9 protein-coding genes are annotated in these 12,768 nt (G+C 76.4%); 6 read left to right on the forward strand and 3 right to left on the reverse strand.

Translation table 11 applies throughout. The features are described 5' to 3' along the window. Position 1: 1 nt before the first annotated feature. Complete coding sequence (locus ACZ6O5_RS25175; RefSeq protein WP_465980210.1) at positions 2-1,510, reverse strand: serine/threonine-protein kinase; 1,509 nt, start codon at positions 1,508-1,510, stop codon at positions 2-4. 163 nt (positions 1,511-1,673) lie between these two features. On the opposite strand from ACZ6O5_RS25175, the gene ACZ6O5_RS25180 reads away from it, so the two are divergent. From ACZ6O5_RS25180 to ACZ6O5_RS25205, 6 genes are all read left to right on the forward strand, one after another. Continuing rightward, the gene (locus ACZ6O5_RS25180) at positions 1,674-2,507 is read left to right on the forward strand and encodes a patatin-like phospholipase family protein (protein ID WP_465980211.1); all 834 of its coding nucleotides are present in this window, start codon (positions 1,674-1,676) and stop codon (positions 2,505-2,507) included. After that, positions 2,507-3,529, forward strand: coding sequence for a 1-acyl-sn-glycerol-3-phosphate acyltransferase (locus ACZ6O5_RS25185; RefSeq protein WP_465980212.1), 1,023 nt, complete (start codon positions 2,507-2,509; stop codon positions 3,527-3,529). Before ACZ6O5_RS25180 ends, ACZ6O5_RS25185 begins: the two co-directional genes overlap by 1 nt. A gap of 56 nt (positions 3,530-3,585) precedes the next feature. Beyond that, positions 3,586-3,906, forward strand: a complete 321-nt coding sequence (gene cutA, locus ACZ6O5_RS25190; protein ID WP_107160928.1) for a divalent-cation tolerance protein CutA — start codon at positions 3,586-3,588, stop codon at positions 3,904-3,906. Positions 3,907-3,953: 47 nt separating this feature from the next. After that, positions 3,954-7,829: an SCO7613 C-terminal domain-containing membrane protein gene (locus ACZ6O5_RS25195; RefSeq protein WP_465980213.1), complete on the forward strand. Its 3,876-nt coding sequence runs from the start codon at positions 3,954-3,956 to the stop codon at positions 7,827-7,829. A gap of 139 nt (positions 7,830-7,968) precedes the next feature. Continuing rightward, on the forward strand, positions 7,969-9,021 hold the full coding sequence (locus tag ACZ6O5_RS25200) for a fatty acid desaturase family protein (RefSeq protein ID WP_465980214.1): 1,053 nt from the start codon (positions 7,969-7,971) through the stop codon (positions 9,019-9,021). Between the two features lie 210 nt (positions 9,022-9,231). Further along, the gene (locus tag ACZ6O5_RS25205) at positions 9,232-10,383 is read left to right on the forward strand and encodes an FHA domain-containing protein (RefSeq protein WP_465980215.1); all 1,152 of its coding nucleotides are present in this window, start codon (positions 9,232-9,234) and stop codon (positions 10,381-10,383) included. A 61-nt stretch (positions 10,384-10,444) separates the two neighbouring features. Here the strand turns inward: ACZ6O5_RS25205 and rocD are convergent, their stop codons facing one another. Both rocD and ddaH read right to left on the reverse strand, forming a co-directional pair. Then, a complete protein-coding gene (gene rocD, locus ACZ6O5_RS25210) occupies positions 10,445-11,659 on the reverse strand; it encodes an ornithine--oxo-acid transaminase (RefSeq protein WP_465980294.1) in 1,215 nt (404 codons plus the stop codon). Continuing rightward, positions 11,659-12,474 carry a dimethylargininase gene (ddaH, locus tag ACZ6O5_RS25215; RefSeq protein ID WP_281938580.1) on the reverse strand — a complete coding sequence of 272 codons (816 nt, stop codon included), beginning with the start codon at positions 12,472-12,474 and terminating at the stop codon, positions 11,659-11,661. The genes rocD and ddaH overlap by 1 nt, the downstream gene beginning before the upstream one ends. Positions 12,475-12,768 lie beyond the last annotated feature (294 nt).

The raw sequence follows: 12,768 nt of genomic DNA on the forward strand, positions 1-12,768 counted from the left end.
GTCAGGTGCGCCCGACCACGAGCGCCGCCGCCGCGGCGTCGAGTTGCCGCGCGTACCCGGGGGTGATGCTGCCCTCGCGTCGACGCTCGGCGATCTTGCCGCGGAGTCGCTCCACCGCGGCGGTCACCTCGTCCTCGCCGCTCGCGGCCACCGCGTTGCGCAGCAGGTTGCGCAGGTCCACGCCGACGTCGCTGCGGATCTGACCGTTGGTCAGCCCGGCCTCGATCAGCCCGTCCACCCGCTCGGCCGCGTCCGCCGGCTCGTCGGTCGGCGCGGCCGGGATGGTGGCGGCCGGCGCGCGGGTCGGCTCGGACGGCGGCGTGGTGGCCGGATCCTCGCCACCGGTCGGCACGCCGGTGGGTGTCTCCACCGGCCCGGCGGTCGGCAGCACCCGGGGCTCGACCGGCCGGTCCGGCGTCAGTGCCGGCACCAGCAACGCGGCGGCGGCGACCAGCACCACCCCGACCCCCGCCAGCGCGAGGACGCGGCGTCGGCCCGGCCCACCGACCGGCGCGGGTCCGCCCGCCGGGCCGGGTCCGCCCGCCGGGCCGGGCTGGGCCGCCGGGCCGGCCGGCGGGACCGGCACCGGTACCGGTTGGGTCGGCGGGGCCGCCGCCCGGCTCAGCGCGGGCAGCGTCATGGTCGGCGCCAGCATGGTGGCGGCCTGCGGATCGGCGGGGAGCAACTGGTCGCGGAGCACCGCCGCCACCCGGTGCGCGGTGGGTCGGTCCCGCGGATCGCGGGCCAGGCAGCGCAGGCAGATCTCCGCGACCGGCCGGGGGAGCCCGGGTACGCCGTCCAGCGTGGGCGGCGCGTGCTCCGCCAGCGCGGCGCTGAGCTGCTCCCAGGTGTCCGCCGGGTACGGTGGCTGGCCGGTCAGGGTCTCGAAGAGCAGCACGCCCAGCGAGTAGACGTCGGTGGCGGGCTGGGCCGGCGCCCCGTCCAGCCGTTCCGGCGCCACGTACGCCGGGGTGCCGAACGTGCCGCCGTCCTCGTCCTCGTCCGGTGCCCCGACCCGGGTGGCGATGCCGAAGTCGAGCACCTTCGCCCCGACGCCGGTCATCATCACGTTGGCGGGGGTGACGTCCCGGTGCACGATGCCGAGCCGGTGCGCCGCGGCCAGCGCCTCGGCCACCTGCGCGCCCGTCTCCACCGCCGCCGTCCAGGGCAGTGGCCCCTCGGTCAGCCGGTGCTCCAACTCCTCGCCGCTGAGCAGCTCCATCACCACGAACGAGGTGATCGAGCCGTCCGGCGCGACCGTCTCGCCGTAGTCGTGCACGGCGGTGACGTGCGGGTGGTCGAGCTGCGCGGCCGAGCGGGCCTCCTCACGCACCATGTCGCGGAACCGGGCGTCGGCGGCGAGCGAGGGGGCGAGCACCTTCACCGCCACCACCCGGTCGAGCACCTCGTCGCGGGCCCGCCAGATCACCGACATGCCGCCGGCGCCGATCCGGTCGATGAGCCGGTACCGCCGGGCCAGCAGACGGCCGGCTTGGAGTGTCGCCTTCACCTCGCACCTGCCTGGGCTCGGGAGCGCTACCAGGTTGCGGGAATGTGTCCGGCCTGTCAACGGGCGTCCGGAAGCCCGTCACGATCCGCGCGTCGGCCGTGGCGCACGGTGCCCGGCCGGGCACGCCGGGCCGGACCGTGCGACCCGTGCCAGGATGAACGGCATGGCAGGCGGTCCGGTGGCGTTCGTGCTCGGCGGCGGGGGAGTGCTGGGGGCGGTCGAGGTCGGCATGCTGCGCGCCCTGTTCCGCGCCCGGATCCGGCCCGACCTGGTGCTCGGCACCTCGATCGGCGCGGTCAACGGCGCCCTGGTCGCCGCCGACCCGACCGAGGCGGTCACCGACCGGCTGGTCCGGCTCTGGGCCTCCCCGGAGGCGAGCGAGGTGTACGGCGACTCGGTCGCCCGGCAGCTCCGCCGCTTCGCCGCGCGGACCCACCTGCACTCGCCCCGCCCGCTGCGCCGCCTGCTGGAGAGCGAACTGGGTGAGGCGACCACGTTCGCCGACCTGGCCGTGCCGTTCCGGTGCTGCGCGGCGAACATCGAGCGCGCCGCCGAGTACTGGTTCTCCGACGGGCCGGTGGTGCCGGCGGTGCTCGCGTCCGCCTCGGTGCCCGGGCTGCTGCCACCCGCCCAGATCGCCGGCCAGCACTACATCGACGGCGGGGTGGTCAACTCGATCCCGGTCGGCGAGGCGGTGGCGGCCGGTGCGACGCGGATCTTCGTGCTCCAGGTGGGCCGGATCGAGCGCGAGCTGAGCCCGCCGCGTCGGCCCTGGGAGGTCGCCCAGGTCGCGTTCGAGGTGGCCCGCCGGCACCGGTTCGCCAGGGAGATGGCGGCGCTGCCCGACGGCGTCGAGGTGCACGTGCTGCCGACCGGCGGGTTGGAGCCGCGCGACGACAGCCCGTGGGCGTACCGGGACATGGCGGCCGTGGGGCGGCGGATCAGCCGGGCGTACACCGCCTCCCGCCGTTACCTGGACACCGCGCTGGAGCGTTGATGCCGCTGCCACCCCGCTGGCTACGCCGGCTGCTGCTCGGGCCCGGCGTCGTGCTGCTCGCCGTCGCCGTGGTCACCACGCTGCCCGGTTGGGCGCTGCTGGCGTTGGCGGCGTCACCGCTGGTGCCGGGACGGCTGCGCCCGCTGCGGCTGCTCTGGATCGGCACCGTCTACCTTGTCTGGGACGCCGCCGCGCTGCTCACGCTCTTCGTGCTCTGGCTGGCCTCCGGGTTCGGCCGGTACAAGCGGTCGCCGGCGTTCCAGCGGGCCCACTACGTGGTCGCCGGCCGCTTCCTGCGGGTGTTGTTCTGGCAGGCCCGGTGGACGCTGCGGCTGAGCATCGACGTGGTCGGCACCGACCCGGACACCGCGCTGCCCGGCCGTCCCGAGCTGGTCCTCTGCCGGCACGCCGGGCCGGGTGACTCGTTCATCCTGATCCACGCGCTGGTGAACTGGTTCCACCGGGAGCCCCGGATCGTGCTCAAGGAGAGCCTCCAGTGGGACCCGGCGATCGACGTGCTGCTCAACCGGCTGCCCAACCGGTTCATCGCGCCCGGCGCGGACGGCCGGGACTCGGCGGTACGGCAGATCAGCCACCTGGCCACCGGCCTCGACGACGACGACGCCTTCGTGATCTTCCCCGAGGGCGGAAACTTCACCCCGTCGCGTCGACTGCGGGCGATCGCCCGGCTGCGGTCGCTCGGGCTGGAGCGGATGGCGCTGCGGGCCGAGCGGATGCGGCACGTGCTCGCCCCGCAGCCCGGTGGACTGCTCGCCGCGCTGGACGCCGCGCCGGACGCCGGGGTGATCTTCGTGGCGCACACCGGCCTGGACCAGTTGCTCACGGTCGCGGACGTGTGGCGTGAGCTGCCGATGGACAAGCGGATCGTGATGCGGTTCTGGTCCGTGCCGCCGGAGGAGATCCCCGCCGGCAAGCAGGAGCGCATCGACTGGCTGTTCGACTGGTGGGCCCGGATCGACAAGTGGATCGCCGCGACCCGGGACGGCACTGTCGACGCCTGAGTGGCTTTCGTGCCCGGATACGGCGGGACGGCCCGGACGCCGCGTAGGGTGCGCTGGTGGACCAGATCTGCGTGGTGACGACGGTGGTGGACGCCCGCCGGGTGGCGGACGTGTTGGCGGCTGCGGCCGTCGCCGGCCGTCTGGCGGCGTGTGCCCAGGTCGGCGGCCCGGTGGACAGCACCTACTGGTGGCAGTCGGCGATCCAGACCACCGCCGAGTGGTCGGTGCGTTTCAAGACCACGCCGGACCGGGTGGACGCGCTCGTCGACCAGATCCGGGCCAGCCACCCGTACGAGGTGCCGGAGATCCTGGTCGCCCGGGAGGACAGCGGCAACCCGGACTACACCGCCTGGGTACGCGAACACACCCGTCCCTAGGTACCCCTACTCTGTCCGCCCGCCCCGCCACCGGCGAGGCTGACCGGGTGGAGAACACCGGCTACCCCTGCCCCGGGTGCGGCGCACCGGCCGACCTCGTCGCCGGCTGCCGCGCCTGCGGTCGCCCGCCCTACCCGCCCGCCGCCGAGGTGGTCCGGCTGGACCGGGAGATCGCCGCGCTGACCCCGCGGGTGGACGCGGCCCGGGTCGCGTACCAGGAGCTGGCCGGCCGGCTGTCCACGGTCCGGCAGCGACGGGCGGCGCTGGCGGCGCGGATCCGCCTGGAGATCCCCGCGCCCCAGCCGGCCGCCGTCGGGGCGCCGTCGCAGCCGTCGCAGCCGATGCAGCCGTCGCGGCCGATGCAGCCGGTGCGGCCGGCGCCGCCCGTCGCCGGACCGGCCCGCGCCGGTGGCGCGGAGACGTCCGGCCGGGCGGTGCAGGGCCTGCTCTTCGTGCTCGGTGGGCTGCTGCTCGGCACCGCCGCGATCGTCTTCACCGCGGTCGCCTGGGCCGCGTTCGGGGTGGCCGGCCGGGCGCTGATCCTGCTCGCCGTCACCGTGCTGGCGCTCGCCGCGCCGCTGCTGGCCCGGGCGCGCGGGCTGCGCGGCACCGCCGAGACGATCGCCGCGGTGGGGCTGCTGCTGGTGCTCCTGGACGGGTACGCCGCCTGGTCGGTGGACCTGTTCGGGGTGGCCGGCTGGCCGGGCAGCCGGTACGCCGCCCTGGTCGCGGCCGGCGGCGCTGCCGTGGCGGCCGGCTACGGGCGACTCAGCCGGCTGACCGCGCCGTGGTTCGCGGCGTGGCTGGCGGCCCAGCCGGTGCTGCCGCTGGCGGTGGCGGCGGCCCGGCCGGCGGCGGCCGGTTGGGCGCTGGCCCTGACCGTGCTGGCGCTCGGTGACCTGGCGGTGGTGGTCGCCCTGCGCCGCCGGACCGCCCGTGCCGGCGGCGCGCGCCTGGGGGGTGGCGCCGGCACGGGCCCGGCCGGCGGGGCGGTCTGGGCCGGGCAGGTGCTGGGCTGGCTCGGGCACGGCGCGGCGCTGGCCCTGGCCGCCGGCTTCGCGCTGGTGCCGCTGGCGGTCGGCCGCGCGGCCGGCACTGCACTGCTGGCCGGCGGTCCGCTGTTGGTGGTGGCGCTCGCCCTGGTCGCGGGCGCGTACGCGGCCGGTGGCCGGACGTGGCGCGCGGTGGCCGCCGGGCTGCTGGTGCCGGTGCTGGCCGCCGCGCTGGTGCGTCCGGTCGCCGCCGAGCGTCCCGGGCTGCTGCTGCTCGCGGCCGGGCTCACGGTGGCGGTGCTGGCCGGCGCGGTCCGGGCGCTTCCGGCACGGTTGCGGACCGGGCCGCGGATCGGTGCGCTCGCGGTGGCCGCCGGGCTGGGACAGCTCACCGTCGTGCTGACCGGGGTGACGGCCGCGGCGGTCGCGGTCGCCGCGGTCCGGGTCCGGCCGGGCGGTGCCGTGCCGTCCTGGGGCTGGCAGTTGCCGCCCGCGTTGCTGCTCGTCGCCGGCGCGGTGGCGCTGTTGACGCCCCGGGCCGCCCGGCCGCTGGTCGGGGTGGTGACCGCCGGGTTGACCGTCCTCGCCGCGCCGGCCGTGGTGGGCACGCCGTGGCCGGCGGTGCTGGTCGCCGACCTCACGGTGGCTGCCGCGCTGCTGCTGGGCGCCGTGGCCCGGCCGCGCCGGGGCCGGGTCGTCGTCGGAGTCGCCGCGTCGGCCGGCGCGGTGCTGGTCGGGCACGCGCTGCTGGTCGGCTGCGCCGCGCCGGCCGGCGCCGTCGCGGTGCTCGCGGTGACGGCAGTGCTCGGCGTGGCGGTGGCGGCGCTCGGCCGGCGCGGTGCAGGCGCCCAGCCGGTCGTCGCCGGGCTGGCGCTGGCCGTGGCGCTGCTCGCCGTACCGGCGGCGGTGGCCGTCGCGCTGCTCGGCCTGGACGCGCCGACCTGGTGGCAACTGCGGGGCGGGGCGACCGCCGTCGTGGTGCCGGTGGTCGCCGTGCTGGCGGTCCGTCGCCGGTGGCCCGACCTGACCGGGTACGCCTCGACGGCGCTCGCGGTGGCGCTCGCCGCGCTCGGCCTCGGGCCGCTTGTCGTGCCGGGCCGGGAACCGGTGGCGCTCTACGCCGCGGCGGGAGTGCTGCTGGCGCTGGCCGCCGGTGGCGGGACGACCCGGCCGGCGTATGCCCCGCGGGTTGTCGGCGCGGCGCTGGCCGGGCTGGCGGGGCTGGCCGCCGCGCCGGGCGCGCTGGCGGTGCTGGGGGAGCTGCCGGTCCGGCCCTGGTCCGGGGCACCGGCCGGCACGGCGGCTCCGGCGGAGGCGGCCCGGGCCGGGTTGACCCTGCTGCTGCTGGGCGTCGCCGCGGCGGCGTACGCCCGGATCGGGACGCCGGTCGGCCGGCGCGTGCGGGCGGCGCTGCCGTTCGGCGCGGTGGCCCTGCCGGTGCTGCTCGCGGCGGCCGGCGCGCCCTGGCCGGTGGTGCCGGCGGTGGCGTTCGGCACCGGCCTGGCCGCGCTGCTGACCGCCGCCACGGCGGGTCCGGTCCCGGCCGACCCACTGGGCGACGCGTCGACGTCGGCGGCGGGTCCGGTCCCGGCCGTCCCGGTGGGCGACGCTCCAATGTCGGTGGCGGGTCCGGTCCCGGCCGTCCCGGTGGGCGACGCTCCGACGTCGGCGGCGGGCCCGAGGCCGGCCGCTTCGGTGGGCGACCATCCGATGTCGCCGTTTGGTGCCGGCGGCGTCGGACGGCCGGCCGCCCCGGTGGGCGACCGTCCGGTGTCGATGGTGCGTGCCGGCGGCGTCGCCCCGGCGGGGGCGGGTCCGGCGTCGGTGGCGGGCTCGGTGGGGGCGGGTCCGGTGTCGGCCCCGGGTTGGTGGTTGCCGGTGCTGGTGCTGTCGGGGGCGGTGCTCGGCGGGTTCGGGTTCGGCGGGCTGGTCGCCACCCGGGCGGGGACGTTGGCCGGGCTGGGGGCGCTGGTGGTGGCCGGCGTGGTGGTGGGCGTGGCCGGGTGGTCGGGCGCGGCCCGGCTCGTCGGCTGGCTGGGCGCGGTGGCCGCGGCCACCGGCTTCGCGGTCACCGCGCCGCTGGCCGGCGGCCTGCCGCTGCGCGCCGCCGGGTTCGCGGTGCTGGCCGTCGCGGCGGTGACCCTGCACGCCGCGCCAGCGCTGCGGACCACTCCCCGAATCGTCGATCTTGGACTTGTGGTCGTTCGCAAAAGGCGCGATCCCGACATCGTGGGCGCCACAACTCCAAGATCGACGCAGCGGGCGGCGGCGGCGGGGGCGGTGCTGGAGGGGGTGGCGCAGGCGGTGGCGCTGCTCGCGCTGCTGCTCACCGGCGGCGCGCTGCGGTACGCGGCGGCGGTCTGCGCCCTCTGGGGCGTCGTCGTGGCGGTCCGGGTGCTGCGCCGGGGTGAGACGCCGGGCCGGCGCGCCGCTCTCGCGGCGGTCGCGGGCGGCAGCGAGCTGCTCGGCGGCTGGCTGCTGCTGGCGGCCGGCGGGGTGGCGGTGCTGGAGGCGTACACGGTGCCGGCGGCGGCGCTCGCCCTCGGCGCGGGCCTGTTCGCGCTGCGGCACCGGCCCGGGCTGACGAGCTGGCTGGCGCTCGGCCCGGGGCTCGGCGCGGCGCTGCTGCCCAGCCTGGTCTCGGTGCTGGCGGCGCCGGACCCGCAGCCGCTGCGCCGGCTGGCGCTGGGCGCGGTGGCGCTCGGCGCGGTGCTCGGCGGCGCGGTCCGGCGCTGGCAGGCGCCGGTCCTGCTGGGCGCGGCCACGCTGGTGCCGCTGGCGCTGCACGAGCTGGCCCGGAGCTGGGACCTGCTGCCCCGCTGGGTCTTCCTCGCGCTGGGGGGCCTGGCGCTGATCGGTCTGGCCGCCACGTACGAGCGACGCCGCCGCGACCTGGCCCGCCTGCGTGCCGCCGTCACCCGCCTGACCTGACCGGTCCGGTCGGCGGGGTGGGGACAGCACCACCTGAGGTTCGGGGGATGGCGGGATCACCCAGGGCCACGAATTTCGACACACTGGTCACCGAGGGTCATGACTGGGTGTGGCCCATGGCAGGCGGGGGCGATGGCGGATGACGACTTCGACGGTGGCGGCACCGGAGGGCCGGCGGGGCAGCGACTACGCGCGGCTGTCCCGCCGGGTCGCCGAGGCCGGGTTGTTCGACAGGCGGCCGGGCCGGTACGCGGTTCGCATCGCGCTCACCCTGGGCGCGTTCCTGGCCGGCTGGGCGGTGGTGGCGGTCGTCGGCGACTCCTGGTGGCAACTGCCGCTGGCGGCCGTCATGGCGGTGGCCACCACCCAGGTGGCGTTCCTCGGGCACGACGCCGGGCACCGGCAGATGTTCCGCCGGCGCGGGCCCAGCGAGGTGGCCGGCCTGGTCGCCGGCAACCTCGCCGTGGGGCTGAGTTACGGCTGGTGGGTGGACAAGCACAACCGGCACCACGCCAACCCGAACCACGCCGACGAGGACCCGGACGTCGGCGCGGGCGCGTTGGTCTGGACGTACGAGCAGGCGCAGGCGACCCGGGGACTGAGCCGGTGGCTGGCCCGGCGGCAGGCGTGGCTGTTCTTTCCGATGCTGCTGCTGGAGGGGCTGGCGCTGCACGTGGCGAGCGTCCGGGCGCTGGCCGGTCGGCAGCCGGACGGGCGGTGGCGCGTCCCGGTGCGGCACCGGGCCGTGGAGGCGACGCTGCTCGCGGCGCACACCGCCGGCTACGTCGGCCTGCTGCTGGCGGTGATGTCACCGGGCAAGGCGCTGCTCTTCGCCGCCGTGCACCAGGGACTCTGGGGGCTCTACATGGGGTGCGCGTTCGCCCCGAACCACAAGGGCATGCCGATGCCCACCGCCGACGACGACCTCGACTACCTCCGCAAGCAGGTGCTCACCGCCCGCAACGTGCGCGGCGGCCGGTTCGTCGACCTGGCGCTGGGCGGCCTCAACCACCAGATCGAGCACCACCTGTTCCCGAACCTGCCGCGCGCCAACCTGCGCCGGGCCCGCCCGCTGGTCCGGGCGTACTGCGCCGAGCAGGGCATCCCGTACGCGGAGGCCGGGCTGGTCGAGTCGTACCGGCAGGGGTTGGCCCACCTGCACGACGTGGGGCGACCGCTGCGCGCGGGCTGAGCCGGGCGGGCCGGGCGGGGGCGTCGAGGGGTGTCCCCGCCCGGCCCGGCCGGTGGCGTGTGCCGCTTCCGGCGTGCGGGGGAACGCCGCCGTCGGACGCGGCCGGTAGGGTCGTCGCAGTGGTGGGACGGCGCGTCGCCGGGGTGACGCGCGGCCCGGTGGGCGACCGGCCCCGACCGGGTCAAGCGACGACATGGTGCGGAGCGCGGCATGAGATTCGAGATCAGCAAGGTGCTGGACGCCATCGAGGGACGGGTCTGCACCGACCCGTTGCTGGCGCGGGCCGTGGTCGACCTGGCCGAGGTGATCCGCTGGCAGAACCTGGACGGCGGGCGGCCGGCCAGCCTGCTGCGGCTCGGGATGGTGATCGACGCGTTGTCCCGGCAGATCGGCGAGGACAGCGTCCAGGTCTACGCGATCGTGCACCGGGCGCTGCTGTCCGACGCCGACCTGACCTCCAACGAGCGGATGGTGGTCCGCCGCTGGGCCGACGACGGCCTGGTCGAGGTGCTCGACCAGCCCGGCGACCGGATGCTGGAGGTGGCCGACCTGCTCGGCCTGCCGGTGCTCACCCGCGCCCGGCTGGACGGGCTCGTCGGCCGTTACCCGTGGGTCGGCCAGGCCGGCCGGGTGCTCGCGCCGGTGCCCGGCGCCGGCGGGCCGGTCTTCATCGCGCACGTCGGCGGCGGCCAGGACCCGGTCACCGGCACCCGCTCACCGGCCGGCGTCAAGCTGCTCTCCCGGCAGTGGCGCTGCCCCGAGCCGGGCTGCGCGCTGTTCGGCGGCGGCGGGGGCGGCGGCGCCTTCGCCGACCTGGCCGCGATCGACCGGACCCCGTCCGAGCAGCCGCCGCCCACGTTGCGCACCGGCGCGCCTACCTGCCCCCGGCACGGCAGCCGCCTCTCCGACGCCGGGCAGCGCCCGCGCAGCGAGGTGCTGGCGGTGCGGATCGGCGGGCTGGTGCGGAAGCGGTTCGTGCTCACCGAGGCCGAGCCGGTGGCGGTCGGCCGGGCCCCGGACGGCCCCGGCGGCGTGACGCTCGGCCAGTGGCTCAACGACGAGGCCCGCCGCTGGATCAGCCGCAGCCACGTCCGGTTCGACCTGGGACGCGGCGGCGAGGTGGTGGTCACCGACACCAGCACCAACGGCTCCGGCATCCGGCCGGGCGGGTCGATGGTCGAGACGGAGCGGATCCCGCTGCCGCCCCAGCAGTCCCGGGCGTTGGGCGAGGGCGACCTGATCGAGCTGTACCCGGGCGTGCAGATCGGGCGGGCCGCCGAGACGGCCAGCGACGCGACGTACACGCCGAACTCGGTGATGGCCGAGGCGCCGACCATGGCGATGCGGCTGCCGCGTCCCTGACCCACGAGCGCGAAGGGCGCCGGGACCGTCGTGGTCCCGGCGCCCTTTTCCGCGTACGGCGTCAGCCGGCCAGCACGGCGGCGAGCTGCGTCACCGCGTGGTCGATCTCGTCGGCGGTGATCACCAGCGGCGGGGCGAGCCGGATGGTCGAGCCGTGGGTGTCCTTGGCCAGCACCCCGCGCTCCATCAGCCGCTCGCACGCCTGCCGGCCGCTCATCAGCGCCGGGTCGATGTCGACGCCGGCCCAGAGACCGCGCACCCGGACCGCGACCAGACCCTTGCCGAGCAGCGCCTCCAGGCCGGCCTTCAGCCGCTCGCCCAGCTCGGCCGAGCGGCGCTGGAACTCGCCGGTGGCGAGCAGCCGGACCACCTCGGTGGCGACCGCGCAGGCCAGCGGGTTGCCGCCGAACGTGGAGCCGTGCTGACCCGGCTGGAGCACACCCAGCACGTCGGCGTTCGCGGCCACCGCCGAGACCGGCACGATGCCGCCGCCGAGCGCCTTGCCCAGCAGGTACATGTCCGGGACGACGCCCTCCAGGTCGCAGGCGAACGTGGCGCCGGTGCGCCCCAGCCCGGACTGGATCTCGTCGGCGATGAACAGCACGTTCCGCTCGGTGCAGACCTCGCGTACGCCGGGCAGGTAGCCCTCCGGCGGCACCACGACGCCCTGCTCGCCCTGGATCGGCTCCAGCAGCACGGCCACCGTGTTCTCGTCGATCGCCGCGGTCAGCGCGGCCAGGTCGCCGTAGGGGACCACGGTGAAGCCCGGCGTGTACGGCCCGAAGTCGGCCCGCGCGTCCTCGTCGGTGGAGAAGCTGACGATGGTGGTCGTCCGGCCGTGGAAGTTGCCCTCCGCCACCACGATGTTGGCCCGGCCCGGCGTGACGCCCTTGACCTGGTACCCCCACTTGCGGGCGACCTTGATGCCGGTCTCCACCGCCTCGGCGCCGGTGTTCATCGGCAGCACCAGCTCCTTGCCGCAGAGCGCGGCCAGCTCCCGGCAGAAGTCGGCGAACTGGTCGTGGATGAACGCGCGGCTGGTCAGCGTGAGCCGGTCGAGCTGGGCGTGCGCCGCCTCGATCAGCTTCGGGTGCCGGTGGCCGAAGTTCAGCGCCGAGTAGCCGGCCAGGCAGTCCAGGTAGCGGCGGCCGTCCACGTCGGTCAGCCAGGCGCCCTCCGCCGAGGAGATCACCACGGGCAGCGGGTGGTAGTTGTGCGCCGTGTGGCGCTCCGCGTCCCGGACCGCGGAGGGTGTCCGCAGCATGTCGTCGATGATCACTTGATCGCCTTTCCCTGACGGAGTCGCAACGTGCAGCACTTCGGTCCGCCGCCGGCCTTGCGAAGCTCGGACAGGTCGATCCCGATGGTCTCGTAACCCCGGTCGCGCAGCTTCGCGGCCAGGTCGGTGGCCTGCGCCGGCAGCACCACGTGCCGGCCGTCGCTGACCGCGTTCAGGCCCAGCACCTCGGCGTCGGCCATGGTCGCGTGGATCGCGTCCGGGAAGAGCCGGCGCAGCACCGCCTGGCTGCCCGGCGAGAACGCCTCCGGCAGGTACGCCACGGTCCGCTCGTCGAGCACGGTCAGCGCGGTGTCCAGGTGGTAGAAGCGGGCGTCCACCAACTGCATGGTGACCACCGGGTAGCCGAAGACCTCCTGGAGCTGCGCGTGCGACGCGTGCGCGGTGCGGAACCCGGTGCCGGCGAGCAGGTGGTCGCCGACCAGCAGGACGTCGCCCTCGCCCTCGTTGAGGTGCTTCGGGTCGTACATCTCGAAGCCGGCGGCCTCGAACCAGGCCCGGTACGCGGGCGCCTCGTCGGCGCGCTGCGGGTCGCGGAACTGCACCGCCATGGCCTTGTCGTCGATCACGGTGCCGCCGTTGGCCGCGAACACCATGTCCGGCAGGCCGGCGACCGGGTCGATCAGCTCGACCTCGTGGCCCAGGTCGAGGTACGTCTGGTGGAGCTGCTCCCACTGCCGGATCGCCAGGTCGGCGTCGACCGGGGCGGTGGGGTCCATCCACGGGTTGATCGCGTAGTCGACGGCGAAGTACGTCGGCCGGCACATCAGGAAGCGCTGGCGGGTAACGTCCATCGTCATGTGGTGCTCCCAGGGTCGGGCGCGCCCGGCCACGGTCGGCCCACGGGCTGGCGCCGTGGGTCAACCGTATGCGGCCCGGTGCGTCGACTTCCACCGCGAAACCGTGCGTCGAGCAGCTAATCGTTGCGTCTAGCGGTGCTTCATCGACCGATTGTTGCGTCCACGCGCTTCCCGACCATGAAAACACTTCGGGGGGCGGCGAATCGCCGCCCCCCGAAAGGGTGTTGCCCTGCCGGTGAACCACCGGAGCTGCCCGGTGAACCACCGGAGCTTTGTCGGGCTGCCGGT

The sequence above is a fragment of the Micromonospora sp. NPDC049201 genome (assembly GCF_055586805.1).